Source organism: Paenarthrobacter sp. PAE-2 (assembly GCF_026013155.1).
GTDB lineage: Bacteria > Actinomycetota > Actinomycetes > Actinomycetales > Micrococcaceae > Arthrobacter > Arthrobacter ureafaciens.
In genome coordinates this window covers 13844-40576 of record NZ_JAPDNV010000014.1, presented here as the reverse complement: position 1 = coordinate 40576, position 26733 = coordinate 13844, and the positions used below count along the sequence as shown (strand labels likewise).

At 64.6% G+C, this 26733-nt stretch carries 19 protein-coding genes and 1 riboswitch; of the genes, 15 read left to right on the top strand and 4 right to left on the bottom strand.

Going from position 1 to position 26733, the window contains the following annotated elements; all coding sequences use genetic code 11:
- The first annotated feature begins 2 nt into the window (after positions 1 to 2).
- Complete coding sequence (locus OCL88_RS10900; protein WP_264962508.1) at positions 3 to 1280, top strand: MFS transporter; 1278 nt, start codon at positions 3 to 5, stop codon at positions 1278 to 1280.
- On the top strand, positions 1277 to 2305 hold the full coding sequence (locus OCL88_RS10895; RefSeq protein ID WP_264962507.1) for a hypothetical protein: 1029 nt from the start codon (positions 1277 to 1279) through the stop codon (positions 2303 to 2305). Before OCL88_RS10900 ends, OCL88_RS10895 begins: the two co-directional genes overlap by 4 nt.
- Before the next feature lie 23 nt (positions 2306 to 2328).
- Here the strand turns inward: OCL88_RS10895 and OCL88_RS10890 are convergent, their stop codons facing one another.
- The gene (locus OCL88_RS10890) at positions 2329 to 7224 is read right to left on the bottom strand and encodes a DUF4082 domain-containing protein (RefSeq protein ID WP_264962506.1); all 4896 of its coding nucleotides are present in this window, start codon (positions 7222 to 7224) and stop codon (positions 2329 to 2331) included.
- 350 nt (positions 7225 to 7574) lie between these two features.
- Here OCL88_RS10890 and smc point away from each other — a divergent pair, with 350 nt between their 5' ends.
- Positions 7575 to 11162 carry a chromosome segregation protein SMC gene (smc, locus tag OCL88_RS10885; RefSeq protein ID WP_264962505.1) on the top strand — a complete coding sequence of 1196 codons (3588 nt, stop codon included), beginning with the start codon at positions 7575 to 7577 and terminating at the stop codon, positions 11160 to 11162.
- Positions 11163 to 11182: 20 nt separating this feature from the next.
- Entirely contained in the window at positions 11183 to 12382 is a 1200-nt protein-coding gene (gene ftsY / locus OCL88_RS10880; RefSeq protein ID WP_264962504.1) for a signal recognition particle-docking protein FtsY, read from the top strand.
- Positions 12383 to 12442: 60 nt separating this feature from the next.
- On the opposite strand, the gene OCL88_RS10875 is transcribed toward ftsY, so the two are convergent.
- Positions 12443 to 13663 (bottom strand): MFS transporter, encoded by a 1221-nt coding sequence (locus tag OCL88_RS10875; RefSeq protein ID WP_264962503.1) that lies wholly within the window; start codon positions 13661 to 13663, stop codon positions 12443 to 12445.
- 247 nt (positions 13664 to 13910) lie between these two features.
- On the opposite strand from OCL88_RS10875, the gene OCL88_RS10870 reads away from it, so the two are divergent.
- Both OCL88_RS10870 and OCL88_RS10865 read left to right on the top strand, forming a co-directional pair.
- Positions 13911 to 15248, top strand: a complete 1338-nt coding sequence (locus OCL88_RS10870) for an ammonium transporter (protein WP_264962502.1) — start codon at positions 13911 to 13913, stop codon at positions 15246 to 15248.
- A complete protein-coding gene (locus OCL88_RS10865; RefSeq protein WP_017199639.1) occupies positions 15245 to 15583 on the top strand; it encodes a P-II family nitrogen regulator in 339 nt (112 codons plus the stop codon). The genes OCL88_RS10870 and OCL88_RS10865 overlap by 4 nt, the downstream gene beginning before the upstream one ends.
- A gap of 88 nt (positions 15584 to 15671) precedes the next feature.
- Here OCL88_RS10865 and OCL88_RS10860 read toward each other — a convergent pair whose 3' ends face one another.
- Positions 15672 to 17090, bottom strand: a complete 1419-nt coding sequence (locus OCL88_RS10860) for a glucose-6-phosphate dehydrogenase (protein WP_264962501.1) — start codon at positions 17088 to 17090, stop codon at positions 15672 to 15674.
- A 168-nt stretch (positions 17091 to 17258) separates the two neighbouring features.
- Here OCL88_RS10860 and ffh point away from each other — a divergent pair, with 168 nt between their 5' ends.
- Both ffh and OCL88_RS10850 read left to right on the top strand, forming a co-directional pair.
- Positions 17259 to 18836 carry a signal recognition particle protein gene (gene ffh / locus OCL88_RS10855; RefSeq protein WP_021470806.1) on the top strand — a complete coding sequence of 526 codons (1578 nt, stop codon included), beginning with the start codon at positions 17259 to 17261 and terminating at the stop codon, positions 18834 to 18836.
- A 119-nt stretch (positions 18837 to 18955) separates the two neighbouring features.
- Positions 18956 to 19678, top strand: coding sequence for an alpha/beta fold hydrolase (locus tag OCL88_RS10850; protein ID WP_264962500.1), 723 nt, complete (start codon positions 18956 to 18958; stop codon positions 19676 to 19678).
- Here OCL88_RS10850 and thiC read toward each other — a convergent pair.
- Entirely contained in the window at positions 19665 to 21497 is a 1833-nt protein-coding gene (thiC, locus tag OCL88_RS10845) for a phosphomethylpyrimidine synthase ThiC (RefSeq protein ID WP_319951651.1), read from the bottom strand. The two genes, OCL88_RS10850 and thiC, sit on opposite strands and share 14 nt — an antisense overlap.
- Positions 21492 to 21600: riboswitch (TPP riboswitch) on the bottom strand. (Overlaps the previous gene by 6 nt.)
- A gap of 84 nt (positions 21601 to 21684) precedes the next feature.
- Between thiC and OCL88_RS10840 the strand changes: the two genes are divergently transcribed.
- The 7 genes from OCL88_RS10840 to trmD all read left to right on the top strand — a co-directional run bounded on the left by OCL88_RS10840 (position 21685) and on the right by trmD (position 26590).
- Complete coding sequence (locus tag OCL88_RS10840) at positions 21685 to 22767, top strand: amidohydrolase family protein (protein WP_264962499.1); 1083 nt, start codon at positions 21685 to 21687, stop codon at positions 22765 to 22767.
- Between the two features lie 77 nt (positions 22768 to 22844).
- The gene (locus tag OCL88_RS10835; RefSeq protein ID WP_264962498.1) at positions 22845 to 23717 is read left to right on the top strand and encodes a VOC family protein; all 873 of its coding nucleotides are present in this window, start codon (positions 22845 to 22847) and stop codon (positions 23715 to 23717) included.
- 120 nt (positions 23718 to 23837) lie between these two features.
- Positions 23838 to 24278, top strand: coding sequence for a hypothetical protein (locus tag OCL88_RS10830; RefSeq protein ID WP_166183141.1), 441 nt, complete (start codon positions 23838 to 23840; stop codon positions 24276 to 24278).
- A 190-nt stretch (positions 24279 to 24468) separates the two neighbouring features.
- Entirely contained in the window at positions 24469 to 24879 is a 411-nt protein-coding gene (rpsP, locus tag OCL88_RS10825; RefSeq protein WP_264962497.1) for a 30S ribosomal protein S16, read from the top strand.
- 1 nt (position 24880) lies between these two features.
- On the top strand, positions 24881 to 25123 hold the full coding sequence (locus OCL88_RS10820) for an RNA-binding protein (RefSeq protein ID WP_021470799.1): 243 nt from the start codon (positions 24881 to 24883) through the stop codon (positions 25121 to 25123).
- Between the two features lie 127 nt (positions 25124 to 25250).
- Positions 25251 to 25790: a ribosome maturation factor RimM gene (gene rimM / locus OCL88_RS10815; RefSeq protein ID WP_264962496.1), complete on the top strand. Its 540-nt coding sequence runs from the start codon at positions 25251 to 25253 to the stop codon at positions 25788 to 25790.
- Positions 25787 to 26590 (top strand): tRNA (guanosine(37)-N1)-methyltransferase TrmD, encoded by an 804-nt coding sequence (trmD, locus tag OCL88_RS10810; RefSeq protein WP_264962495.1) that lies wholly within the window; start codon positions 25787 to 25789, stop codon positions 26588 to 26590. The genes rimM and trmD overlap by 4 nt, the downstream gene beginning before the upstream one ends.
- The last annotated feature ends 143 nt before the right edge of the window (positions 26591 to 26733 follow it).

Here is a 26733-nt window from a genome sequence, read left to right as displayed (position 1 = left end):
GCATGTACATTTCGCTTTCGTACCGCAGCGGCGGTAAGCGCGGAAAGTCTCCCAGCGAGCAGACGGCACTGTCGAAGGTGCCGTTTCGTTTGTCCCCGGTCATCGTGTGGCTTGGAATCGTCAGCATGGTCACGGATATCTCCTCCGAGTCGGTCACGGCCATCCTGCCTTTGTACGTCACGGGCTTCCTCGGTTTGTCGACCATAGCCTTCGGCTTCATCGACGCCATCAACCAAGGCGCGAGCGCCATCGTCCGGATCGCCGCAGGCTGGGCGTCCGACCGCAGCGGCCATCCCAAACGGATCGCCCTGGCCGGATACGGACTGTCTATGCTGGCAAGGATCGGATTCCTTTTCGCCGGGGGCTTCTGGGCCATGGCGGCGATCGTCACGGGGGATCGGATCGGCAAGGGAATCCGGACGGCGCCCCGGGATGCGCTGATCACAGTGTCGGCGCAACCGGAGCATCTGGCGCGGTCCTTCGGTATGCACCGGATGCTGGACAACATCGGTGCAGCGGCCGGGCCTCTGATTGCTTTCCTGATTCTGTTGGTCATCCCCAATGGCTTCAGCACAGTCTTTGTGGTGTCTTTGGCGTTTGCCGTGATCGGCGTGACCGTCCTGGGATTGGTGGTTCCCGACCTCCGTGCACGGAGCGCGAAGGATGCGCCGAAGGGCCAACGGCTTCTTGCCTTTTCCTGGCGCAACTTCAAGGAACCGGGGTTGGGGAAGCTCCTTGTCGCTGCGGGACTCCTGGGGCTGGTGACCATCGGTGACGGCTTTATCTACCTGGTGCTCCAGGACCGGGACTCGTTCGCCGTCCAGTGGTTTCCGTTGCTGTTCGTGGGCACCAATGTCGCCTTCCTGGTGATGGCCGTCCCCTTGGGCCGCCTCGCTGACCGTTTAGGCAGGGTACCTGTCTTCATCGCGGGGCACGTGGCACTCCTGGCCTGCTACTTCCTGGCTGCGGCTCCGCTTGGTGGTCTCTGGGCGACGTTGACGTGCCTGCTCCTGCTCGGTGCGTTCTATGCGGCAACGGACGGGGTGTTGGCCGCGTTGGCGAGTCAACTGACGCCGGAGGGAAAGCTTGCCACCGGCATTGCCGCGGCCCAGACGGTTGTGGCTTTGAGCCGGATGGCGGCTTCGGCCGGGTTCGGTGTGCTGTGGTACGCCGTGGGGGCATCAACTGCCGTCACGATCGCCGGCATCCTGCTGGCCTGCGTTGTGGTGGCAGTGATCTTCATCCTTCCGGGAGCCCGGCCCGGGCGGGCCGGCGCATGAGCGGAAGGATGGCTGGCACAAAGCTTCGTTGGGGCATCCTGCTGGCTGTTACCGCCCTCATGCTGACGGCGGCGGGGGTTTACGCCGTCGGCGCCTACCAAAGATTTGAGCAAAGCCGCACGGCTGCCCCTTCCGTAGGGGTGACTGCGGGACAACCCTTGCCGCAGGCTCCCTTCGTTCTCTTCCGCAACACCGCGGCCGGTCAGGGTTATGGCAACGCGGCAACGGTACCCCTCGCCGATCCGAAGGGCGAACGTGCCGTTAGCGAACAAGCGTGCGACAGGGTCTACGGAACGTCAGCCGAAGTGGTGTGCTTGAAAGCGAACAGGGGACTGGTCACGGCATTTGAGGCCACGGTCCTGGACCGGAACTGGCAGCAGCAAAGATCGTGGGCCCTGCCCGGCATTCCCAGCCGGACACGCATCAGTGCCGATGGCTCCCTGATCGCCACCACAGTGTTCGTGACCGGGCACTCCTACTCAACCTCCGGGTTCTCCACCGCAACGGAAATCAGCCGTGGAACCGGCAACCTGGGAAACCTCGAAGACTTTGCCCTCATGGTCAACGGCGAGCGCTTGGTGGCTGCGGACAGGAACATCTGGGGCGTGACGTTCGTCCCCGGCCAGGAGGATTCCTTCTACGCCACGGCCGCGTCGTCGGGTCGTCTGTGGCTGGTCAAGGGCAGCCTCTCCGGCAGGACGCTCACTGCGGTGCATGACAACGTGGAGTGCCCGTCCATCTCGCCGGACGGTACCCGGATTGCGTTCAAGAAGAACGACGGCGGTGCGCTGGGGACGCATTGGAAGGTCGCCGTTTTGGACCTCGCTTCCGGGGCGGAGACGGTCCTGTCGGAAAAGCGGAGCGTTGACGATCAGATTGAATGGCTGGACGAGGATACTTTGCTGTACGGCTTGCCTGACCAGGCTGTTGAGGGCGACAGCAACATTTGGCAGCTGGACATCGAACCCGCGGCACAACCGGAGTTGTTCATCGCCCACGCCTGGTCACCGAGCGTCGTCCGCTGAGTATCGTCCGCTGACCGCGAGGCTTAGCAGAGCGTCAGAAGACCGCACAGGAGGCCACCTGACTGCGTTGCCGTCGGCGTTGGCGTGGGTGTCGCCGTTGCCGTGGGCGTAGAAGTGGATGTTGCCGTCGGGGTTGGCGTCGGCGTCGGCGAAGCCGTGGCAGTCTGGGTCTGGGCTTGTGCCTGGGTGGCTGTCGAGTAGACGACGTCCACGAAGTAGTTGGTGGCATTCCATGAATTGGCCGGCATCACGCCTCCGCTGCCGTAACGGTAGAGGCCGTTGTTGGGGCCCGAGGCCGTGAAGACACCGCTTGTCCAGGTGGTGTTGAAGAAGCCCTGGGTGTAGGAGTAGCGGCCATTGGGTGCGCGGTAGGACACCACGTATGTCTGGCCTGTAGCCAGTGCCACCGGGGTGGACAACGTGGCGGTCTGCCAGCCCGTTGCGGTCTCGTTGGTGAACGTCACCTGGGCCAGCCTGGTGCCTGCGGAGTTCCACAGCGAACCTACGTGGGTGCCGGTGTTGCCGGTGCCCTTGTAGAAGCGGATACCCGTGACATTGCCGGCCTGGGAAACCGTGAAGGCAGTTCCCAGTTCCACCGACTTGGTTTCCGGTGCCGCAAGCACCTGCGGAACGAGGGAGCCGAAGATGGTGCTCTGCTGGACGGAGGCGCTCGCGGTCGTGAATTGCCACGTGGTGGTCGGCAAGGTCTGCCCCTGCTGGTTGGCCACCCCGGAAACGCTTGCCGTGATGACGGTGCTGGCCGGCAGTGCGGAGGCCGGTGTGAAGGTGATGACCCGGGCGTCGGCGGACAACGCCGCCGACCCCGCCACCGGGCTTCCGTTGGCCGACAGTGTGAAGGTAGCGCCCGGGTTAATGGCAGTGGAGAAGGTCATCGATGGCAACACGTCCGTGGGTATCGACGTGGCTCCCGGCGCGGGCACCTGCGCGGTGATGCTCAGGGGTTGCGCAGGCTGCTGGAACAGCAGGTCCACGAGGTAACTTGCCGTGGAGCGGGTGCCCGGGAAGTCACCGCTGTAGGTGTACATGCCGGAGTCGGCGTCGACGCGCAGGGGACCGCTGGTAAAGCCTTCGGGACCGAAGCCTCCGCTCGTGTAGGAGTACTTGCCGCCGGGCACCTTGTAGGCGGCAATGTACTCGGTGTCCGCCTGGATGCTGACGGGTTGGCTGAACGTTGCCGTTTGCCAGCCGCTGGTGGACTCGTTGGCGAAGGTAACCGTGGCCAGCAGTTGGCCCGCAGCCGTGTACAGCGAGCCCGTGTGCGTGCCGGTGTTACCACTGGACTTGTAGAACCGGACGCCGGTTACCTGCCCGGCCGTGTCACTGCTGAAGCGCACACCCAGGGTCAACGGAACGGCGTCATCCACTTCCATCGTGCCGGGGGTCACGGTGTCCTGGTAAAGGGTGCAGGGGCACACTCCGGGCGTCCTGGCCGGCGGGACTGTGGTGAAAGTCCAAGTGTTGCCGGTGATGGGAGTGCCGGATACCGCTGTTGCGGTCACTGTGGCCGTGTAGCTTGTGCCTTCGGTCAATGGAGCGGATGGAGTGAACGTGACCTTGCGTGTTGCGTCAACGTAGGCGCTGGTTCCTGCGACGGCGGTGCCACTGGCGGTCTTCAGCGCCAGTTTGACGCTGGAGGCCACTGCTGCCTGGGACAGCACGCCACTGACAGTCGTGGTCAATGGAACGCTGGAGGAACCGCTTGCCGGTGACTGGCTGCCGACGGTGAATGCCGGAGCGGCGACCATGACCACGACGTCCACCAGGTAGCTGGCCGTCGACCGCGAACCGGGGAAGTCGGAGCTGTAGGAGTAAGCCCCTGCGTCCGGGCCTGTCCGCAGCGGCCCGACGCTGAGGCCCTGTCCAAACCCGTTGCTGGTTGCCGAGTACGCCCCTGTGGTGGATTTGTAGGCCGCGATGTATTCGGTATTGGCAGCCATTTGCACCGGTTGGCTGAACATCGCAGTTTGCCACCCTGCGCTGCTCTCGTTGGCGAATGTGACTGTTGCCAGCAACTGACCGGAGGCCGTGTACAGGGAGCCGGTGTGCGTTCCCGTGTTGCCGGCCGACTTGTAGAACCGGACGCCGTTGACAGTGCCGGCTGAAACGCTCGTGAAGCGCACACCGAGTGTCAGCGGTACGCCGTCCTGGATTTCCGCGATCCCGGGAGTGACGCTGTCGTCATAGAAACTGCACGGGCAGGCGCCGGGAGCGGGGGCGGTTGCGGCCGTGGTGAATGTCCAGGTACCACCGGAGGCGACTTGGCCGCCCACGGCATCCGTGCCGGCCAGGGTTGCCGTGTACTGGGTGCTGAAGGCCAGCTGGGATGACGGGGTGAAAGTAGCCTTCCGGGTGGCGGCGTCATAGGTGGTGGTACCGGCCACCGGACCAGCCGCCGAACGAAGCGTCAGTTGCACGCTGGACGCCGTGACGGGCTTGGAGAAGACTCCGCTCACGGTGGTTGCGACCGAAACACTGGACGATGAGGGGATGGGGGTTTGCCCGCTGACAGTCAGGGGCGAATTGTCCGTGGTGCTGAAGATGGCATCAACGAAGTAGTTTCCACCGTTGAAGCTGGCTGTTGGGAAACCCTGGGACGTGTTGTAGACACCGGCCGGTTCCGCGCCGAAACCGCCGGCAACCTTCATGGGCGCGTCGTTGAAGCCCGAATACGCCCATTGGAAGTCCTTGGTGGCGTAGTGGCCTCGCGGTGCCCAGTAGGAGACCGTGTACTTTTGCCCGGCCGCCACGGGCACGGGTTGGCTGAAGAGGACGCTCTGCCAGCCCGAAGCGGTTTCATTGGCGAACGTTGCGGTGGCGAGGCGGGTGCCTGCGGAGTTCCAGAGGGAACCAATGTGGGTTCCCGTGTTGGCGGTGCTCTTGTAGAAGCGCGCACCGGTGATGAAGCCGTCCACGGACGGCGTGAAACGCAGGCCCATCTCGTACGCGCCGCCGTCGCCGGAGTCAACCACCGGTGGAACCGCCTGGCCGAAGACCGTGTACGGGCCGTTTACCGTCAGGTTGCGCGTGGCCACCGCGCCGATGTTCGCGCTGTCGTCCACTGCCCGCACCTGGATGGTGGCAGTCGCCAGGCCCTTCTGCACATAGCTGTACGTCCAGTTCGCCTTGCCGGTGGCAGGGTGCCAGGACGTGCCGCCGTCGGTTGAAACCTCGACGCCGGCAACCACCCCGCCCGCGTCCGTTGCGGTTCCGCTGACGGTGACGTTGCTTCCGTGAGCCACGGCGGCATTGTTGGCAGGGGCATTGATGGTGGTGGTGGGGCCTGTTTTGTCGCCGCTGGCGGTGGTCGCCACCAGGCCGGATGCCAGGGTTGCCGGTTGGGCACCCATGTCGGCAAGCAGGTTCACCTGCGCCTGCCGCATCCGGATATCGGCAGGGGCGCCGTTTCCGTCGTGTTCCTGGTCAAGGCCCCATGTCCACTGCACGCTGCCGGCGGAGAAAACCAATGCACCGCTCGCCGCCTTGTACAGGGTGATGCTGTGCTTGGTGGTGCCTGGCGCCACCGTGTTCCCGAAGTCCTGCAGGTATTGGCTGACACTGCCGGTGGTTGTGGACAATCGGATGAGCCCGGCCGGCCGGAACCCGTTGTCCAGGTCCTCGTTCGATTCGTAGCCGATCGTGTGGGGTGCCAACGCAGCGGAGGTGCCTGGCGACATCGATGCCAGGGAAGTATTGCGCCAGAGCCGGGTCTTGCCCTCTTCGGCGGAAACAGTCACAGGGAGGTCCGTGTAGTTGGACATATAGAGGGTTCCCGTGAGGCCGTTTTCGGGCAGGCCTCCGCCGTTTGCCTGGGAAGCGAACCGCGGATCCCGCCAGGTGCCCGTCCACTGGGTGCTGGGATCGATCTTGGCGTTGGACCACGTTTCCTTGTAACTGGTCAGCGTCCGGCCGGGCGTACCGTCCACGCTCGAAGGCTCGAACCGGGTCCGCCAGTACATCTCATTGCCGGAAAGGAACTGGAGGTTCACCCCCGCATCCCGTGCTGCCGTGACATTGGCGCGCTGGTTTCCGGACCAGTACTCGTCGTGCCCTACGGACAGGAACACCTTATGGTTGAGCAGTTCGGCGCCGCGGGTGTCCGTATCCAATCCGCTGATATAGCTGACGTCATAGCCGTTCTGTTCGAGGAACCGGACCATGGGGTACTCGTTGGCGAAGTAGAAATCACGGCCGTCCGGTCCGCTTCGGCTGGCCATGGGGCGGTTATAGCTGATCTTGTAGGCACGTCCATTGACGGCACCTTGATAGAAGTCCGCGCCCCCGTAGGTGTTGTAGGCCTGCCACGTCGTATCCGACGTCTGGAAGAGCACGCTTGACCGGTTGCCGTCATTGCGCACCACGAACGTGATGTGGCTTTGCCCGCCGGTATCCGGCCGGGTCAGCAAAGCAAAGTACACGCCGGACACCGCCGTTGCCGGGACCTGCCACGTTGCCGATACCGCCCAGGTGCCGCAGTCATAGAGTTCGGTGGCCAGGTCGGTGCGGCACGCCGGTTGGTTCTGGCGGAAGGCCGAGGGTGTCACGGTGGCAATCTTGCGGGCCCCGTTTCCGCCGTACCAGCCGCTGCGGTAAATGGCGATCGTGTAGTTGGATGCCGAGGTATCGACTTTGAATTGGATTGATTGGCCGGCGTTGACACTCATGGCCGTTGAGAAGCCTTGGATACTGTCATCGCCGGCGCCGTCGATGTCCCATTCCGACGGCGGGCTGCCCGGTTTTGAGTTTTCGCACACCACGGGATTCACCACGGGGTCGCACGGGCCCGCTGCGAAGGCGGCAGGTGCCGTCAAGGGCAGCAAGGACGCAACCATTGCAACGACCAGGGGTACAAAGAAACCTTTGAAGAACCGTGGTGGCCGGGTAGCGGAAGGACCGGGCATCAGAACTCCTGGGTGGTACGCCGATTGCTAAACAAAGGTCCGCGCACATGCCCGGTCCCTGCTCACCGCTCCCCAGCCAGGGTAAAACCAGATCTTCAGTTGAAAACCATCACAGCCACAGCCACCATGCCCATGTATTCCGAATATCGGACCGCGACCCGGCGGACCCCGGCAAACCGGGGATCCGGCCGGATCACCGGAACGCATGCGCCAGGTAACCCTAGGCAGGAGTGTAGGGATGCGGGCGGGTGCCCGCAAGGCTTTCCCGCCATGGATCCCGGGTTTTCAACAAATCCGCAGTAGATTTAGTGGGATACCGCCACCGGGGCCATCCAGGAGAACCAGCCACCTTGCATTTGAAGAGTTTGACCGTCCGCGGGTTCAAGTCGTTTGCGTCGGCCACGACGTTCGACTTCGAGCCGGGAGTCACTGCGGTGGTGGGGCCCAACGGCTCCGGCAAGTCCAACGTCGTTGACGCCCTGGCGTGGGTCATGGGCGAACAAGGGGCCAAGACCCTGCGTGGCGGCAAAATGGAAGACGTCATCTTCGCCGGCACGTCCGGCAGGCCGCCCCTGGGCAGGGCACACGTGTCGCTCACCATCGACAACACCGACAACGCGCTTCCCATCGAATACAGCGAAGTCACCATTTCGCGCACCCTGTTCCGCACCGGCGGCTCCGAGTACGCCATCAACGGTGCGCCGTGCCGTTTGCTGGATATCCAGGAGTTGCTGTCCGATTCGGGGCTTGGCCGGGAGATGCACGTCATCGTCGGCCAGGGCCAACTGGACCGGGTGCTGCACGCGACTCCGGAAGACCGCCGGGGCTTCATCGAAGAAGCTGCCGGTATCCTCAAGCACCGGCGGCGCAAGGAAAAGACAGTCCGCAAGCTGGAGGCGATGCAGGCCAACCTTTCGCGGCTGGGAGACTTGACCGCCGAGATCCGCCGCCAACTGACGCCCCTGGGCAAACAGGCGGAAATCGCCCGCCGCGCCCAAACGGTCCAGTTCGACGTGCGCGATGCCAAAGCAAGGCTTTTGGCCGACGACCTCGTGCAGCTCACCAGCGGCCTGGAGCAGGACGTGGCCGATGAAGCAGCCCTCAAGGAACGCCGTCAGGTGGTTGAAGCGGAACTCGGGCACGGGCGGCAGCGGCAGGCAGAGCTGGAGCAGTGCGCCGCTGAAGCAACGCCGCGCCTCAATACCGCACGCGATCGCTGGTACCAGCTCTCGGCAAACAGGGAACGGCTCCGTTCCCTGGCCTCGCTGGCGGGTGAGCGTCGGCGTCTCCTGGGGGCCTCGGAAGCCTTGCCGGATTCCGGCCGCGACCCTGAACAACTTGAACGCCAAGCGGCCAAGGTGCGTCAGGAGCAAGCAGCCTTGGAACACGATGTCCTCGCCAAGCAGGCGGCACTCCTGGAAGCTACCGTGTCCAAGGACAGCGCGGAGGCGCTCGCAGCTGCCGAGGACAAGCGCTTGACCGCCATGCTGCGGGCAGCGGCAGACCGCCGGGAAGGCTTGGCCCGGCTCGCCGGGAAAGTGGCCGCGGCCCGTTCGCGGGTGGATGCTGCCGAAGCCGAACGCGGACGTATCCGGGAATCGCTCGCAGCTGCCGATGAGCGGCGCCGTTCCGCACACAGCGAGTTCACCGCCCTCGAATCCCAGGTTGCTGGAGTCGAGGACGGCGAGGAAAGCCTCGACGCCGATTACGAGGATGCCAACCAGGTCCTCGATGCAGTCACTGCCGAGATCGAAGAACTCAAGGCCGCCGAGCGCGACGCCCTGCGGGAACGCGACGCGCTGGTTGCCAGACGCGACGCACTGCAGCTGGGCCTCAACCGCAAGGACGGTTCGCAGAGGCTGCTCGGTGGGGACGTTACGGGCATCCTCGGGCCCTTGGCCGGGATGCTCGCCATCGAACCCGGCTACGAAACAGCGGTGTCTGCAGCCTTGGGTGAGGCATCCGATGCCTTGGTCGCCGCCGATACCGCCGCAGCCCTGGCCGCGTTCAGCACCCTCAGGGCGGACGACGCCGGACGTGCCGTCCTGCTTCTGGCCGGCCGCGACGGACCGGAGACCGCCAACGACGGCGCGTTGCCGCAGGGCTGCCGTTGGGTACATGACGTCGTCAAAGCCACTGAAGCGCCGGCCCGGAGTGCGCTTGCCCTCTTGGCCGGGGCAGCCGTCGTCGAGGACTTGGCAGCAGCGGCGGAACTGATCGCTGAGCGCCCCGGGCTGAAGGCGGTCACCAGGTCAGGCGATGTTTTGACATCCTTGGCCGCGCACGGCGGCTCAGCGACCGTGCCGTCGTTGATTGAGGTCCAGGCCGCCGTCGACGACGCTGTTGCCAGGCTCCAGGACGTTACCGCCGGTTTGGAGCGCAACCGTTTCCGCCTGGCAGCAGCGAAGGCGCGGCAGGCTGAAGCCCGGGACCGGGCAGACGCTGCGCTGGAGAAGCTGCACGAATCCGATGCCCGGCTGGCGGCCGTGGCCGAACGGTTGGGACACCTGAACTCCGTCCTGCGTGGCGTCGTCGGGGAAAGCGAAAGGCTTGCGGCCACGCTGGCCAAAGCCGAGACGAACATCGCCGAAGCCACCATGGATCTGGACGTGGCCACCGAGCGCCTGGAAGCAGCCCAGGAAGCCCCCGACGAGGAACCCTCCACCGATCTTCGGGACGAACTCGCCGAACAGGCCCGCACCGCACGGGCCAAGGAAATGGAAGCACGCCTGGCGCTCAGAACCGCAGAGGAACAGCTTGGCGCCGTGGGCAACCGGGCCGCCTCGCTGGAAAGGGCCGCAGCAACCGAACGCCGGGCCCGGGAGGAAGCCGCACGCCGCGCGCAAAGGCGCCGTGCCCAGGCAGCCCGGGCAGCAGCCGTCCAGGCGGGAGCCACGCACACGCTCCGGTTCCTGGACATCTCCGTGGAGCTCGCTGCGGGCGAACGGGACCTGGCCGAGGAAATCCGCGAAAGACTCGAGAAGGAACTTACCGAAGTCCGTTCCGTCAACGAGGAACGTGCCAAGGAATTGGCGGAGCTGACCGATTCGGTGCACAAGGACGAGCTGGCCCGTGCGCAGCAGCGGCTGCGTATCGAGGCACTTGAAGCCAGGTCAATCGACGAACTCGGGATGTCCGCAGGGCAGTTGGTGGCGGAGTACGGTCCGGACCAGCCGGTTCCGGTGCCCGCAACTGCAAGTACTGGAAAAACGGATAAGTGGGCGGAGCTCAGGGCGCCCGTTGACGAGGACGGGCAGCCCCTTGTCCAGGGTGTTCCGTTTGTCCGTGCCGAGCAGGAGAAGAGGCTGAAGAAGGCTGAACGGGACCTCGCTTCGCTGGGCAAAGTCAACCCTTTGGCCTTGGAAGAGTTCGCGGCCTTGGAGGAACGGCACCAGTTCCTCAGCTCCCAGCTGGAAGATCTCAAAGCCAGCCGGAAGGACTTGCTGGACATCATCAAGGAAGTCGACAACCGCGTCCAGCAGGTGTTCACTGAGGCCTTCGCCGACACCTCTGCCCAGTTCGACCACGTCTTCGCACGCCTCTTCCCGGGCGGCGAGGGCCGCTTGGTCCTGACCGATCCGGACGACATGCTGACCACAGGGATCGAGGTCGAGGCAAGGCCTGCCGGCAAGAAGATCAAGAGGCTCTCCCTCTTGTCCGGCGGCGAGCGGTCGCTCACCGCAGTGGCGTTGCTCGTCGCGATTTTCAAGGCGCGGCCTTCGCCCTTCTACGTCATGGACGAGGTGGAAGCCGCTTTGGACGACACCAACCTTGGCCGCCTCATCACGATCTTCGAGGAATTGCGTGAGTCCAGCCAGCTGATCGTCATTACGCACCAGAAACGAACCATGGAAGTGGCTGATGCCCTGTACGGGGTAACAATGCGCGGGGACGGTGTGTCCACGGTCATCAGCCAACGCCTCGGGGACGGGGCCTAGCTGTGTGAGAAGGTAGGGGAGTGAACGATTTCCTACCCATAATCCTGTCCATTGTCGCTGCGCTCGTGGTGATTGGCGGACTGGTCCCGGTCCTGCTCAAGGCCCGTAAGTCCGGCTCCAAGTACCCCGGGACCCGCGACGCCAACGACCCCCTCCAGTCGCCGGCAGCAAGCGGCGGCACCCTGGTGGAGGACCGGCCGGAGCCCGCGCCCGCACCCGGCCTTGACGGCTCCCTCGAAGAGACCTTGGTCCCGGACGATGCCGCCGGGCTGGAAACGATTGCCGTGGAGACACCGGCACCCGTGGAGGGCCGTCTTACCCGTCTTCGCGCACGCCTGGTTAAGTCCAACAACATCCTGGGCAAGGGCCTGCTGGCCCTGCTTTCGGGCGACAAGATCGACGAGAACGTGTGGGACGAGGTGGAGGAGACCCTTCTCCTGGCAGACCTCGGAACAGAACCGACCATGGAACTGGTGGAGTCCCTGCGGGAGCGTGTCAAGGTCCTGGGAACCCGCGATCCGGAGCATGTCAAGGCCATGCTCCGGGAAGAACTCATCAAGCTCGTTGACCCGTCCATGGACCGTTCCTTGAACGTCGCCCGCCAAGGTGACCGCCCCGCCGTCGTGCTGGTGGTAGGTGTCAACGGCGTCGGCAAGACCACCACCGTGGGCAAGCTGGCGCGTGTCCTGGTGGCTGAAGACAAGGACGTCCTGCTGGGAGCAGCGGACACCTTCCGTGCGGCAGCGGCCGAACAGCTCGCCACGTGGGGCCAGCGCGTGGGCGTGCCCACAGTGAAGTCGGACATCGACGGAGCTGACCCCGCTTCGGTTGCCTATGAGGCAGTCAAGGCCGGCATCGACCAGGAAGTCGATGTTGTCATGGTGGATACCGCAGGCCGCCTGCAGAACAAGACCGGCCTGATGGACGAGCTTGGCAAGGTCAAGCGCGTCATCGAAAAGCTGGCCGAAGTGGACGAGGTCCTGCTGGTATTGGATGCAACCACCGGCCAGAACGGGCTGAACCAGGCGAGGGTCTTTGCCGAGGTGGTCAACATCACCGGCATCGTCCTGACCAAACTCGATGGCACCGCCAAGGGCGGCATCGTGGTCGCCATCCAGAAGACGCTGGGCGTGCCGGTCAAGCTCATTGGCCTGGGCGAAGGGCCCGACGACCTCGCGCCTTTCGAAGCCGAGGGCTTCGTGGACGCACTGCTCAACTAGTTCTTCAACTGACTGGCACCAGGGGTTGTTCTGAGCGTTCAGAGCAGCCCCTGTTGCCAGTCAGTTTTGTTTAACGGCAGGTTCGCGGGCGGGCAGCCAGGCTACCGCGGTGACCAGGAGCACCCCGCCGGTGATTCCAAAAGCCCACCCGTAGCCCAACTGGTCCGCCAGGAGCCCGGCAACCACAGGCCCGATGATGGCTCCGGTATCGGCCGCCATCTGGAACACTGCCAGTACGCGGCCGCCGGAGCGGCCCCGGCCAATCACATCGGCGACGGCGGCTTGCTGCGCCGGGCCCAGCAAGCCGGAGCCGAAACCCGCCACGGCGGAGGCGACGAGGAACCACACCAGGTCACCGGTCACGCCGATGAGCCCCGTAGCGGCTCCCGTGATGACCAATCCCGGGATGAGCAGCGGCTTCCGTCCCCAGGAGTCCGAAAGCCGGCCGGAGAACGTCAAAGCGAGTGCGTTACCCATGGCGAACACAGCAAGCGCCCACGCCGCCGTTTCCGGACGTGACTGCAGGACGGCCGTGGCAAACAACGGGATGGTGGCCATGCGCACACCGAAGGTGACCCAGCCATTGCCGAAACTTGAAAAGACGGCCGCCCGGTAGGCCGAATCGGCGAGTGCCTCTTTCAGCGTCATGGCAGGCGCGTGCCTTGCCTCCTCACCCAACTGGTTCGTGCCGGTCAGCATCGTCCGCACAACGACGGCGGCGAGCAGCAGGGCAGCGGCATACACCAGAAACGGCACGCGCAGGCCGAAACCGGCCAGGAGTCCGCCTACCACGGGCCCCAGGACGCTGCCGATCAGGAAGGCCGAAGCGTAGGCTCCCGAAACCTGGCCCCTTCGCTCCGGCGGCGCCAGCCGGATCAGCAGGCCCATGGCGGCGACGGTGAACATCACCGAACCCGCTCCGCCCAGGCCGCGGAAGATCAACAACTGCCAGTAGTTTTGCGCGAAAGCGCACGCCGCAGTCGACGCGGCAACAATCAGCAGCCCGCTCACATAGACGCTCCGCTCCCCGAAGCGGACGATCAGCTGACCGCCTGCCGGCGCGAAGACGAGGCGCATGAAGGCGAAGATACTCACGATCACTGCGGCGGCCGTCGCACCGACGTCGAAGGTCGTGGCAAATTGCGGCAGTACCGGGGCCACCAGCCCGAAACCCAGGGCGATGAGGAAGGCGGCGGCCAGCATGACCTTCACGTCGCGGGGAAGCGGCTCCCTCTGCTGCCTGATCCTTGGTGGTTGGGTGGATCGGGGCGACTGTGGCATCCGGGGTGGTCCTGTCAGGGTCGAAGGTTTTTGCGTGGGCGCGGTACTCGTCCCGGGCCTGTGTGACGCATGAAACATATCCGTAACAACGAGGTTATGCATCATTTACGTTGGGGAGGTTGATGTAACAGGCCCGCAATCTAAATCCCGCGCAGGTGAAACACTGCGGCACAAAACTTTATTGCAGGACGCAAAAGGCGTCAGGACAGCGGACGAACCGCAGTACTAGCAAGAGAGGACGTGCACCATGGAACTTACCGCAGGTCACGTATGGGTCATGGTGGCGGCAGCGCTTGTGCTGTTCATGACACCGGGATTGGCATTCTTCTACGGTGGTATGACACGGGCCAAGGCCGCCCTGAACATGATGATGATGAGTTTCATCTCCATCGGCATCGTGGGAGTCGTATGGGTGCTGTGGGGGGCATCCATGAGCTCCGGCGAGGGCTTCATGGAGATCGTGGGGAACCCGTTTGCATCATTTGGACTGGCTGGAGTGGACGCCACTCCTGACGGTTACATCAAGGTAGGCTTCGCAGCCACGTTCGCCATTATCACGGTGGCCCTGATCAGCGGCGCGATCGCCGACCGTGCCAAGTTCGGCGCCTGGAGCCTCTTCGTTCCCGTTTGGGTCACGCTGGTCTACTGCCCCTTGGCCTACATGGTGTGGGGCGGCGGCCTGTTCGGTCCCGAGGGTGCCATCGGCAAGGCGCTCGGCCCGGCCATCGACTTCGCCGGCGGAACGGTAGTGCACATCAACGCCGGCGTGGCCGCACTCGTCCTGGTGCTGATCATCGGCAACCGCCGCGGCTTCGGCAAGGACCCCAACCACCGCCCGCACAACATTCCCTTCGTGATGCTCGGTGCAGCCATCCTGTGGTTCGGCTGGTTCGGGTTCAACGGCGGCGCAGCAACCACCGCTGAGCAGGGCGGCCTCATCTGGGTCAACACCCTCGCAGCTCCGGCCGCAGCAATGATCGGCTGGCTCATCACCGAACGCATCCGCGATGGCCACCCGACGTCCCTCGGCGCTGCCTCGGGCGTCGTGGCAGGCCTCGTGGCCATCACCCCGGCTTGCGCCAACGTCGATCCCATCGGCGCCCTGGGCCTGGGCTTGGTCGCCGGTATCGCGTCCGCCCTCGCCGTAGGCCTGAAGTTCCGCTGGGGCTTCGACGACTCCCTGGACGTGGTGGGAGTACACCTGGTCTCCGGCATCATCGGAACCGTAGCACTGGGCTTCATCGCAAAGCCGGTGGACGGCGTGGGCGGCGGCCTCTTCTACGGTGGCGGCATGGCCCAGATGTGGGCGCAGCTCGCAGCGGCCGGCATCGCCATCGCCTTCTCCGCCATCATGACGGCGATCATCGCCCTGGCCATCCACAAGACCATGGGCTTCCGGGTCTCCACTGAGCAGGAGAACGTCGGCGTTGACCTCAGCCTCCACGCCGAGACGGCCTACGAGTTCGGTGTAGGCGGACACGGTGGAAGCTTCCAGCCGCTGCACGATGTGATGACCGGCAAGAACGACGCCGCAGTGGAAACCAAGGCCCCCGCAGCCGAAGGCAAGGAGAGTGTCCAGGCATGAAACTCATTACAGCGATCGTCCGTCCGGAGAAGCTTGAAGCAGTCCGGGAAGGCCTGGAAGCGTACGGCGTCCAGGGGTTGACGGTCAGCGCAGCCAGCGGTTACGGCCGGCAGCGGGGCTACACGGAGGTGTACCGCGGTGCGGAATACAACGTGGACCTGCTGCCCAAGATCCGCATCGAGGTTCTTGCCACCGACGAACAAGCGGACGACATCCTGGATGTCCTCATTGCAAGCTCCAACACCGGCCGGGCCGGTGACGGGAAAGTCTGGACCGTGGACGTCTACGAAGCGGTCCGCGTCAGGACCGGGGAGCGCGGCGCGGCGGCCATTTAGGCGGACGTCCGGACCCCGGCTGTTGATCCGGGAAACGAACGGCGGGCCGGGTACCGAAAAGGTACCCGGCCCGCTTGGCCGTTAACAGTCAGCCTTCGTGGCTGTCGCTGTGGCCGCCGCTGGTGCCCCACGCTGCCGGGCCTTGGCTACCGGCGTCGTACTCCTCCAGCGGGACCGCATCCTGCGCCCAGGCACGGAGCACGGGTTCCATGATCCGCCAGCAGTCCTCCGCAGTGTCGCCGCGGACGGAGAGGAGCGGATCGCCGGTCAGGATGCCCTCCAGGACTTCGCCGTAAGGCAGCATGCCGGCAGCGTTGAGCTCGGTGATCAAACTCGCCCGGTCCAGGGTGAACACGTCGCCAGGGCCGTTGACGTCGACGTCGAGCTGCAGGACGTCGGGACCGAAACCGATCCGGAGGTGGTTGGGGGAGTCGACGCCGGAGAACCCGACCGGCAAATGCGGCACGGGACGGAAAGTCACCACGGCTTCCTTCCGTTTGTGGCCCATCGCCTTGCCGGAGCGCAGGATGAACGGGACACCCTTCCAGCGCCAGTTGTCGATCTCCACCGTGACCTGGGCAAGGGTTTCGGTGTTCCTGGCGGGGTCCACGCCCGGCTCGGCCGCGTAGTCGGGAATGGCGCGCTCGCCGAGCTTCCCGGCTGTATAGCGGGCCCGGCGGGTCGAATCCTGGAACGGGGCCTTGATGCTGCTGGCACGCAGGACCGCGGCCACGGCGTCACGGAGATCGCGTTCGTCGATGGAGGCGGGGGCGTCGATGGCCAGAAAGGCCATGATGTGGAGCAGGTGGCTTTGGATCATGTCCTTGAGGGCGCCGGCATGGTCGTAATAGCGGGCACGGCCTTCCAACGCGAGGTCTTCGTCGAAGATGATCTCGACTTTTTCGATGTGGTCGCGGTCCCACACAGGTTCCAGGAACCGGTTGGCGAAACGCAGTCCGAGGATGTTCAACACCGTGGCCTTGCCGAGGAAGTGGTCTACGCGGTGGATGTGGTCTTCCGGGACCAGCGCGGCAAGTACCTTGTTCAGTTCCCGGGCCGATTCCAGCCCCGCGCCGAAAGGCTTCTCCAATACCAGCCGGGTTCCGGCCGGAAGCTGGTCACGGCGCAGGAGGGCACAGGCTTTCTGGCTGACTTCCGGGGGGAGGGCGAAGTAGATGGCAACCGGCCCTTCCAGGCGCGCCAGCAAGTCGGCGAGCCTGCCGTCCGCCGTGACGTCGACCTGGTGATATTCGGTGGTTGCGGCCACCGAGTCCAGCACTGACCGGCCTGCGCTTTCCGCGGCGCCGGCTGCCGCAGCGAAGGATGCGTCCACCCGTTCCTTCCACTGCCGCGCGGTCCAGGGATCGGACCCGGCCCCGACCAGTCGAAGCCCGCCAACCCTGCCTGTCGCAAGGAGGCCGGCAAGTCCCGGAAGGAGCAGGCGGCCGGTGAGGTCGCCCGAAGCGCCGAGAATGAGCAACGTTTTCACAGTTGTTTTGCTGGTCACTGTGCCAGCATGCCATCTTGCGGGCGCGACTTGGTACCCTAGATAGTCGAGTCCCCTAGTTGACGCTGATTTATTAGGGTTGAGACACATTGTTGGGGCAGGAACGTCAAAGACTCCGGTGAGCCGCAAGGCCGCCATTCGCAGACCATCGAAAGAAGTGCACGGCGCGTGTTCAATTCACTCTCTGACCGGTTGACAGCAACCTTCAAGAACCTCCGTGGCAAGGGCCGCCTGTCGGAGGCCGATGTCGACGCCACAGTTCGGGAGATACGCCGCGCCCTGCTGGATGCCGACGTCGCGGTTCCCGTGGTCCGTGAGTTCACGTCGCGGATCCGCGAGCGTGCGCTCGGCGCCGAAGTTTCCGGGGCGCTGAACCCGAGCCAGCAGATCGTGAAGATCGTCAACGAGGAACTCGTGGAGATCCTCGGCGGTGAAACGCGGCGCATCAGGTTGGCCAAGACCGGCCCCACCATCATCATGCTGGCCGGCCTCCAGGGCGCGGGTAAGACGACCCTCGCGGGCAAGCTGTCCAAGTGGCTTAAGTCCCAAGGCCACAGCCCCATGCTCGTTGCCTGTGACCTGCAGCGGCCCAACGCCGTCACCCAGCTCCAGGTGGTGGGCCAGCGCGCAGGCGTTCCGGTGTTTGCTCCGCACCCGGGCGCCACCTCTGAACTTGAACACCCGGCAGGCGATCCCGTGGCCGTGGCAAAGGCCGGCGTGGAGGAAGCCCGCCAGAAGCTTCACGACGTCGTGATCGTTGACACCGCCGGCCGCCTCGGCGTCGACGCCGAGATGATGGACCAGGCCCGGCGCATCCGCCAGGCCATCATCCCGAACGAAGTCCTCTTCGTCATTGACGCCATGATCGGCCAGGACGCCGTGAATACGGCAATGGCCTTCGATGAAGGCGTCAACTTCACCGGCATCGTCCTGTCCAAGCTCGACGGCGACGCCCGCGGTGGTGCCGCGCTGTCCGTAGCGTCCGTGACGGGCAAACCGGTCATGTTCGCTTCCACGGGTGAAGGGCTCGACGATTTCGAGTTGTTCCACCCGGACCGCATGGCCTCGCGCATCCTGGACATGGGCGATGTCCTGACCTTGATCGAACAGGCTGAGAAGGCCTGGGACAAGGAAGAAGCCGCCCGGATGGCGAAGAAGTTCGCCGACCAGGAGGACTTCACGCTGGACGACTTCCTGGCCCAGATGCAGCAGATCCGCAACATGGGCTCCATGAAGAAGATGCTCATGATGATGCCGGGTGCGCAAAACATCCGGCAGCAGCTGGAGAACTTCGACGAACGGGAAATTGACCGCGTTGAGGCGATTGTCCGGTCCATGACCCCGCATGAGCGTGTGGCTCCCAAGATCATCAACGGTTCCCGCCGTGCCCGTATCGCCAAAGGCTCCGGCGTCCACGTCTCCGAGGTCAACGGCCTGCTGGAGCGGTTCGCCCAGGCTCAGAAGATGATGAAGAAGATGGCGCAGGGCGGCGGTATGCCCGGTATGCCGGGAATGCCCGGCCTGGGTGGACCCGGCGGCGGCCGCAAGGGAGGCAAGAACGCCCCCAAGAAGAAGGCGCGTTCGGGCAACCCCGCCAAGGCTGCGCAGGAGTTGCGCGAGGCAGAGGCCAAGCGCGCAGCTGCCGCGGCTGCTCCCAAGGGTGCAGCGTTCGGCCAGGGCGCCGCTGACTTCGATCCGTCCTCGTTGAACCTGCCCAAGGGCTTCGACAAGTTCCTGGGTAAATAAAGCCCAGGCAAATAGAGCCCAGGGAAGTGAGGCCCCACCAAGGATGCCCAGGCCTCCGGTCAGCCCGGCATGCGCCGTCGTCCTCCCGTGATGTCGCAGCCCTCGCATAGGCTGGTCCAATGCACAAACAGCGCGTAGTTTTTGTCCACGGCCTGGGCAGTTTCGGCGCTGCGGCCTGGCCAAAACAGCATGGCCTTGCCCTGCGGTATGACTGCCTCTTTCTGAGGCGGCACGGTTTCGATCCCGTGGCCGAGCCCCTTGAGTCGGACATTTCCGCGGATGTGGCCATCCTTGTTGACGCGCTGGCCGACTCGGGCGGGGGACACGTGGTTGCCCACGAACAGGGTGCCATTTCCGCCATGCTTGCCGCGGTGGAGCGCCCGGACCTGGTGTTTTCGTTGTCCTTGGTGGAACCGGCGTGCTTGTCCTTGACGGCCGAACTTCCCGCTACGGCGTCGCACCGCGCCCTGATGCAGCCCTTGTTCGATGTCCGTAGCCAACTCGGCGACGCCGACTATGAGCGTGAGTATTTCCGGCGGGCCTACGCTGCGGAGGCGGGCGGCCTGCAGACACCGGAAGCGCGGCGCTCAGCCCGGCGTTTGAGGTTGCAGGCCCCGCCGTGGGAAGTGCCCCTGCACATTGTGCCCGGTGTTCCCACGCTGGTGCTGACCGGTGGCTGGGAGCCGTTGTACGAGGAAATTGCCGGGTATTTGAGGGATACCGGTGCCCTCCACCGCGTAGCTGCAGGAGGGCACCGTCCCCAGGACTCCGCGGACGGCGACCGGTTCATCCGGTCCTTCATTGCCGACGTCGGGCGGGGTATGTCGGTCAGGGCGTCGTGAGCCGCTGTTCACCGCGGGCCGGCATCTGGAGTTCGGGCAGGTAGACCTTGCCTCCGGTTGCCAGGAACTCCTCGCTCTTTTCGCGCATTCCGTTGTACATCTCCGCTATGGCCGCCTGGGCCTCGGCGGAACCGTATTCATCGCGGATGTCCTGGCTGATGCGCATGGAGCAGAACTTCGGCCCGCACATGGAACAGAAGTGCGCGGTCTTGGCGGGTTCAGCGGGAAGCGTCTCATCGTGGAAGGACTCCGCTGTCACCGGGTCCAGTGAGAGCGCGAACTGGTCCCTCCACCTGAACTCGAACCGCGCTTTGGACAGCGCGTCGTCGCGTTCGTGCGCGCCGGGGTGGCCCTTGGCCAGGTCTGCGGCGTGGGCTGCAATCTTGTACGTGATGACTCCGGTTTTGACGTCGTCCTTGTTCGGCAGCCCCAGATGTTCCTTGGGGGTCACGTAGCAAAGCATCGCTGTGCCGTACCTGGCGATTTCCGTAGCACCGATGGCCGAGGTGATGTGGTCGTAGCCTGGCGCGACGTCAGTCACCAACGGGCCCAGGGTGTAGAACGGCGCGCCCTTGCACAACCGCTGTTGCCTTTCCACGTTCTCCCGCACCAAATGGAACGGAATGTGGCCCGGGCCTTCGACCATGACCTGGACGTCGTACTCCCAGGCCCGCTCCGTCAGCTCCGCCAAGGTATCCAGTTCCGCGAACTGTGCGGCATCATTGGCGTCCGCGGTGGCGCCGGGCCGCAGTCCATCTCCGAGAGAGAAGGCAACGTCATACTTGGCGAAGATTTCGCACAGTTCGTCGAAATGCGTGTAGAGGAAGTTTTCCTGGTGGTGGGCAAGGCACCAGCCGGCCATGATGGAGCCGCCGCGGGAAACAATTCCGGTCACCCGGTTGGCTGTCAGCGGCACGTACCGGAGCAGGACGCCGGCGTGGATGGTCATATAGTCCACACCCTGTTCGCATTGTTCGATCACGGTGTCCCGGAATATTTCCCACGTCAGCTTGTTCGCCTCGCCGTTGACCTTCTCCAGGGCCTGGTAGATGGGGACGGTGCCGATGGGAACGGGGGAGTTCCGGATGATCCATTCACGGGTGGTGTGGATGTCATCTCCTGTGGAGAGGTCCATGACGGTGTCCGCTCCCCACTGGGTGGCCCACTGCAGCTTGTCCACTTCCTCGGCGATCGAGCTCGTCACGGCTGAGTTCCCGATGTTGGCGTTGATCTTCACCAGGAATGCCTTGCCGATGATCATGGGCTCGGACTCGGGGTGGTTGATGTTGCTGGGGATGATGGCGCGGCCGGCGGCCACCTCGCTGCGGACCAGTTCAACGTCGCAGTTCTCCCGCAAGGCCACAAAGCGCATCTCCGGGGTGACCACGCCCTGCCGGGCATAGTGCATCTGGGTGACCCTTTTGCCGTCGACGGCGCGGCGGGGCACGGGCTGCGCGCCCTTCCATTCCGCTGAAGCCGCACCGCGGCGCACGGCTGACTTGCCGTCGTCGAGCAGGTTGCGTTCCCGGCCCGTGTAGCTTTCCGTATCGCCGCGCGCCTGGATCCATGCCGCCCTGAAGGGTTCAAGCCCGACGACGGGATCGCTGCCCGGCCCTGCCGTGCGGTACACCCTCAGGGGATCGTTGGCCTTCCCGTTGGGGGAGGGCTCCAAGGCAATCTCGGTCACCGGGACGCGGATGCCGTGGCCAGGGTCCTCCACCCAGGCAAGCGAGTGGGATTTCAGCGACTGCGTGACGGCGTCCCCACCGGCAGCAGTCAGGTTTTGGGCAGGGCTGTGCTGTGTTTCTGTGGTGCTCAAGGATTACTCACTTCCTTCGCCGGCATTACCCGGACAGGTTCAACGGTCGCAGACTGCTTCAGTCCTTTTCTCAGCCCCTGCAGGGGCTCCCGTGTGGTCAGGGACGAAGCTACCACAGCTGCGGCGGGTGCTCCCAGTCATATGCGGTCCGGATCCGGACTGAGGCCGCCGGCACTAAGCTTCTGCCATGCCGAACATCATTGAATTCAGCGGTCCGGTGCTGGTTTCCGCGCATGAGGAACGCCGGGGCCTGTGGTCCGTGGACGGCCGCCTGACCTTCAGCCGTCCCGAAACGGCCCCGGATACCGTGCTGGAGGGCTGGGTCCTGCCCGGATTCGTTGATGCACATTGCCACATCGGCCTGGGAGCCGGTGGGGCGGTGGATGAGGCCACTACCCTGGAGCAGGCCCGTACCGATTTGTCCGCCGGGACGTTGCTGGTCCGGGATGCCGGCTCCCCGGCCAATACGAGGTGGGTCCAGCAGCGTACGGACCTGCCCAGGCTGATCCGGGCGGGGCGGCACATTGCGAGGAGCCGGCGCTACCTGCGTGGCCTCGGCCACGAAGTGGAGCCGGAACAGCTGGTGGAAACCGTACGAAAGGAAGCGCGCGACGGCGACGGTTGGGTCAAGCTGGTTGGCGACTGGATCGACCGCGGCGTCGGAGACCTGGCACCTTCTTTTCCGGCGGCGGTGGTCAAGGATGCCATCGCTGCAGCCCACGACGAGGGCGCACGGGTAACAGCGCATTGCTTCGCGGAAGAAACCTTGGATGACGTGCTCGATGCCGGCATTGACTGCATCGAGCATGCCACCGGGCTCCTGCCGCGGCACATCCCGCGGCTTGTGGAACAGGGTGTCCCGATCGTTCCCACCTTGGTCAACATTGCCACGTTCCCCGATATCGCGGCCCAGGCCGGGCCCAAGTTTCCCGACTACGCGCAGCACATGACCGCATTGTGGGAGCGCCGGCGCGAACGGGTCCTCGAAGCCTATGAAGCCGGTGTTTCCATCTATGCCGGCACTGATGCCGGGAGCGTCATCAAGCATGGCCGCATAGCCGACGAGATGCAGGAACTGCACGACGCCGGCCTGCCGCCTTCAGCGGTCCTCGAGGCTGCTGCGTGGGGCGCCCGGAGGTGGCTGGGAGCCGAGGGCGTCAGCGAAGGAGCGAGTGCCGACGTCGTGCTTTGCAGGGAGGATCCCCGCCGCGCCCTGACTACCGTGCGTGAACTTAGCCACGTGGTTCTGCGGGGCACCATCGTCCGTTAGGAATAAATTGAAGCTTCAAGTAATTTAGTAAGGTAGAACGTGCCGAAAGGCGGCCGCCGAACTACCGGGAGCATCACATGACCACGCCATCCAGCCAGGACCTCCTGCCAGCCGAACTCACCATGGGCACGGTCATGCTCAGGGTCGGCGACATGAAGGTGATGAGCGACTATTACCAGCGCGCCCTCGGCCTGCAGGTCATAGCGGAGCAGGACGGCGGCCTGTACCTGGGCCGCCTGGGGAAGCCGGTGGTCCACCTGGCTCCCGCAGCGGGCTTGCAGCTGCCCGGGCGCGGGGAAGCGGGGCTGTTCCACACGGCAGTCCTGTTCGAGGACCAAGCGTCCCTCGCCGCCACCATTGCCACGGCCGCGCAGTACGAACCCCGCGCGTTCGTTGGCAGTGCCGACCACTTGGTGAGCGAAGCCTTCTACTTCACCGACCCCGAAGGCAACGGCATCGAGTTGTACTACGACAAGCCGAGGAACGTCTGGCAATGGGACGGCAAGAACGTGGTCATGGACAACGTGGCGCTGCCTCCGCAGGCGTACCTCCAGCAACACCTGAGCGAGGCCGCCATCGTGGGGCAGCAGGGGGCCTCGGCCGGGATCGGGCACGTCCACCTCCAAGTGGGCGATGTTGCCACAGCGCGAAAGTTCTACGTTGACACCCTTGGCTTTGAAAAGACCGCGGGGTGGCATGGCCAGGCGCTGTTCGTCTCGGCAGGCGGGTACCACCATCACATGGCCATGAACGTCTGGAACAGCAGGGGAGCGGGCCCGCGCAAGGACACTCTGGGCCTGGGTGAAGTGCTCATCGAAGTCCCGTCGAATGATGACGTCGCAGCGCTCGCCGACCGTCTCCGCGTGGCCGGCCTGCAAAGCCACCACACCGGCCTTGAGCTCCGCTTCGAGGATCCGTGGCGCAACCAGCTGCGGGTTGCCGTACGCTGAGGCGGCATCCGCCGGCGGGTGGCTGCATTAGGCTAGGCGATGGCGGCGCCGGTTCCATGTCCTGCGCAGCCTCCCGCGGTTGGGCGGGGCATGTCAGCACGAAGGAAATGAGTACGTTCCATGGGCTTTGCCGAAATCTTTGTAGCCACCCACGATGAAGCCCTCAAGCGGGCAGCTGCACTCGAGCGCGGTGCCGATGTGGCCGGTTCTGCTGTGCGCATCGAAGGCATCACCGATTTTGAGGTGGAGCAGCTCGGTGATCTTGCAGGGCAGGCAGTGCATGCCTCCGGCGCTGATTATGAACTCGCCTTGGTGGACGTCACCAGCGATTCGCTGCTGGGGGTTCCGGAAGCAATGGTGCGGGCCCTTGCCGAGCTGCTGACCTACCAGAGCGAAGGTGACGGGAACGTGCTGGACGACGTCGCAGAGGCCTGGGCCGCCCAGGAGGACATGCCGTTCGGAGCTGCGGAATCCCGCGGGTACGTCCAGCAGTTGGCTGCACTTGCCAGCGATGTCGAAAAAATCGACCGCGCCGGCCTGTATGTGTGGTCAATTTCCTGAACCTCGCAGGCAGGTGCGCGGGGCGAAGTCGTAAATACTCCTGTCATCTGGCACAATGGACAGGTACTCGATCGGTGCGGCCCCTCTCTCCGTGCTCGTATCTTGTCCTTCGAACCCCCTAGTATGGCCCGCCCCACGGGTGCAGAACGTCGGGTTCACCCTCGTTTCAGAAACAGGAGTGACCACAAAAGTGGCCGTAAAGATTCGCCTTAAGCGCTTCGGTAAGATGCGCGCACCGTACTACCGCATTGTCGTCATGGATGCCCGCGCCAAGCGCGACGGCCGTGCCATCGAAGAAATCGGCAAGTACCACCCCACCGAAGAGCCGTCGTACATCGAGGTCGCTTCCGAGCGTGCCCAGTACTGGCTGTCCGTTGGCGCCCAGCCGACCGAGCAGGTTGCCGCGATCCTCAAGATCACCGGTGACTGGCAGAAGTTCAAGGGCCTGCCTGGCCAGGAAGGCACCCTGAAGACCAAGGCTCCGAAGGAAGCTTTCGTGGCTCCGGAGAAGGGTTCCGTCATCATTCCGGAAGCCATCACCAAGAAGGCCAAGAAGGAAGAAGCCGCCGAGGCTGAAGCAGAGACCACCGAGGCTGAGTAAGTTGCTGGCAGAAGCGCTCGAACACCTGGTCCGTGGGATTGTTGACAGTCCGGACGATGTCAAGGTCAGTGCCAAGAACAACCGTCGCGGGGAATCCCTCGAGGTGCGTGTTCACCAGGACGATCTCGGCCGGGTAATCGGTCGCCAAGGACGCACCGCACGCGCACTGCGCACGGTGGTTGCGGCTTTGGCCGGTGGCGATCAGGTCAGGGTTGACGTCGTCGACACCGACCGCCGCCGGTAACGCGCTCAGCATTATTTGCCTTTGGTCCGGCCCCTCCACCGAATATGGTGGAGGGGCCGGATTGCTTTATCAACCAGACACCTCCGCGGTCACGGCCCGCGGATGAAACCAGAATTCAGAGGAACCCATGCAGCTCCAGGTGGCCCGGATCGGCAAACCCCACGGCATCCGCGGCGAGGTCACGGTCCAGGTACTGACCGACGCTCCCGCTGAGCGGTTCGTCGCGGGAACAGAGTTCGTAGTGGAGCCGGCCTCCTCCGGACCGTTGACCGTCCGCAGCGCCCGCTGGAACAAAGACATCCTCTTGCTCGGATTCGAGGAAGTGGCAGACCGCAACGCAGCGGAACTGATCCGCGGAGCCAAGCTCTTCATCGAAACCGAAGACCTTGATGACGATGACGACGAAGGCTGGTATGAGCACGAACTGCTGGGCCTCCAGGCCAGGGTCGGCTCCCAGGTAGTTGGGAAGGTCGCGGCGCTCAACACGATGCCGGCACAGGACCTGCTCGTGGTCGAAACCGGAGACGGCAAGGAAATCCTCATTCCGTTCGTGGACGAGATCGTCCCCGAAGTCAACATCGAGGCTGGCTACATCCTCATCACCCCGCCAGCAGGGCTCTTCGAGATCAACGACGACGCCGAGCCCGCCGAGGGGTCCGCTGAATGAGGATCGACGTCGTCAGCATCTTCCCGGAGTACCTCGCGCCCCTGGAACTCTCGCTCATTGGCAAGGCCCGCCAGGACGGGATCCTGGAACTGAATGTCCACGACCTCCGGACTTTCACCTCCGACAAGCACCGGACAGTGGACGACACCCCTTACGGCGGCGGTGCGGGCATGGTCATGAAGCCCGAGCCGTGGGCCCTGGCGCTTGAGGCCGTGGCCCCGGACACGCAGAAGAAGCCGGTCCTGCTTGTGCCATCTCCGGCCGGAGAGCGTTTCAACCAAGCACTCGCCTACGAGCTCGCCGAGGAGGAGCACCTCGTTTTCGCGTGCGGTCGCTACGAAGGCATTGATGAACGGGTTATCGACTGGGCGCATGAACATTTCACGGTGCGCCCTGTCAGCCTGGGGGACTACGTCCTGAACGGTGGCGAAGTGGCGGTGCTGGCGATGGTGGAAGCAATCGGCCGTTTGTTGCCCGGTGTCGTGGGCAACCCGGAGTCCCTGGTTGAGGAGTCCCACTCCGATGGGCTGCTGGAATACCCGGTCTACACCAAGCCTTCATCATGGCGGGAGCATGACGTGCCGGAGGTCCTTCTCAGCGGCAACCACGGCAAGATCGCACAGTGGCGCAAGCACCAGCAGTTCCGCCGCACAGCGGAACGCCGGCCGGACCTCCTTGCCGGTTTTGACGCCGCCGGACTGAGCCGCGCAGACCGAACCGCACTGGCTGACCTGGGCTACGACGTCGTTGACGGGCGCCTGAGCCCCCGCCCTGCTGCCGTCCCTGACGAAAGGTCCTGATCGCCGTCGGGCGCTGACCACCGTCGGGCTGACCGGCGTGATTGGCTCGTTGGTGCCGCTTATGGCAGAATTAACCCTTGTGTCTACTGGGCTGCCACCTGCCACAGGGGGAGTTCAGCCAACAGTCGGACAAACGGTGGCGC

Coding starts and splice junctions, on each gene's coding strand:
- OCL88_RS10870 (WP_264962502.1), top strand. CDS start 13,911: ATGGAACTTACCGCAGGTCACGTATGGGTCATGGTGGCGGCAGCGCTT.
- OCL88_RS10850 (WP_264962500.1), top strand. CDS start 18,956: ATGCACAAACAGCGCGTAGTTTTTGTCCACGGCCTGGGCAGTTTCGGC.
- rimM (WP_264962496.1), top strand. CDS start 25,251: ATGCAGCTCCAGGTGGCCCGGATCGGCAAACCCCACGGCATCCGCGGC.
- trmD (WP_264962495.1), top strand. CDS start 25,787: ATGAGGATCGACGTCGTCAGCATCTTCCCGGAGTACCTCGCGCCCCTG.
- OCL88_RS10890 (WP_264962506.1), bottom strand. CDS start 7,224: ATGCCCGGTCCTTCCGCTACCCGGCCACCACGGTTCTTCAAAGGTTTC.
- OCL88_RS10835 (WP_264962498.1), top strand. CDS start 22,845: ATGACCACGCCATCCAGCCAGGACCTCCTGCCAGCCGAACTCACCATG.
- OCL88_RS10900 (WP_264962508.1), top strand. CDS start 3: ATGTACATTTCGCTTTCGTACCGCAGCGGCGGTAAGCGCGGAAAGTCT.
- OCL88_RS10895 (WP_264962507.1), top strand. CDS start 1,277: ATGAGCGGAAGGATGGCTGGCACAAAGCTTCGTTGGGGCATCCTGCTG.
- OCL88_RS10830 (WP_166183141.1), top strand. CDS start 23,838: ATGGGCTTTGCCGAAATCTTTGTAGCCACCCACGATGAAGCCCTCAAG.
- OCL88_RS10875 (WP_264962503.1), bottom strand. CDS start 13,663: ATGCCACAGTCGCCCCGATCCACCCAACCACCAAGGATCAGGCAGCAG.
- OCL88_RS10840 (WP_264962499.1), top strand. CDS start 21,685: ATGCCGAACATCATTGAATTCAGCGGTCCGGTGCTGGTTTCCGCGCAT.
- OCL88_RS10865 (WP_017199639.1), top strand. CDS start 15,245: ATGAAACTCATTACAGCGATCGTCCGTCCGGAGAAGCTTGAAGCAGTC.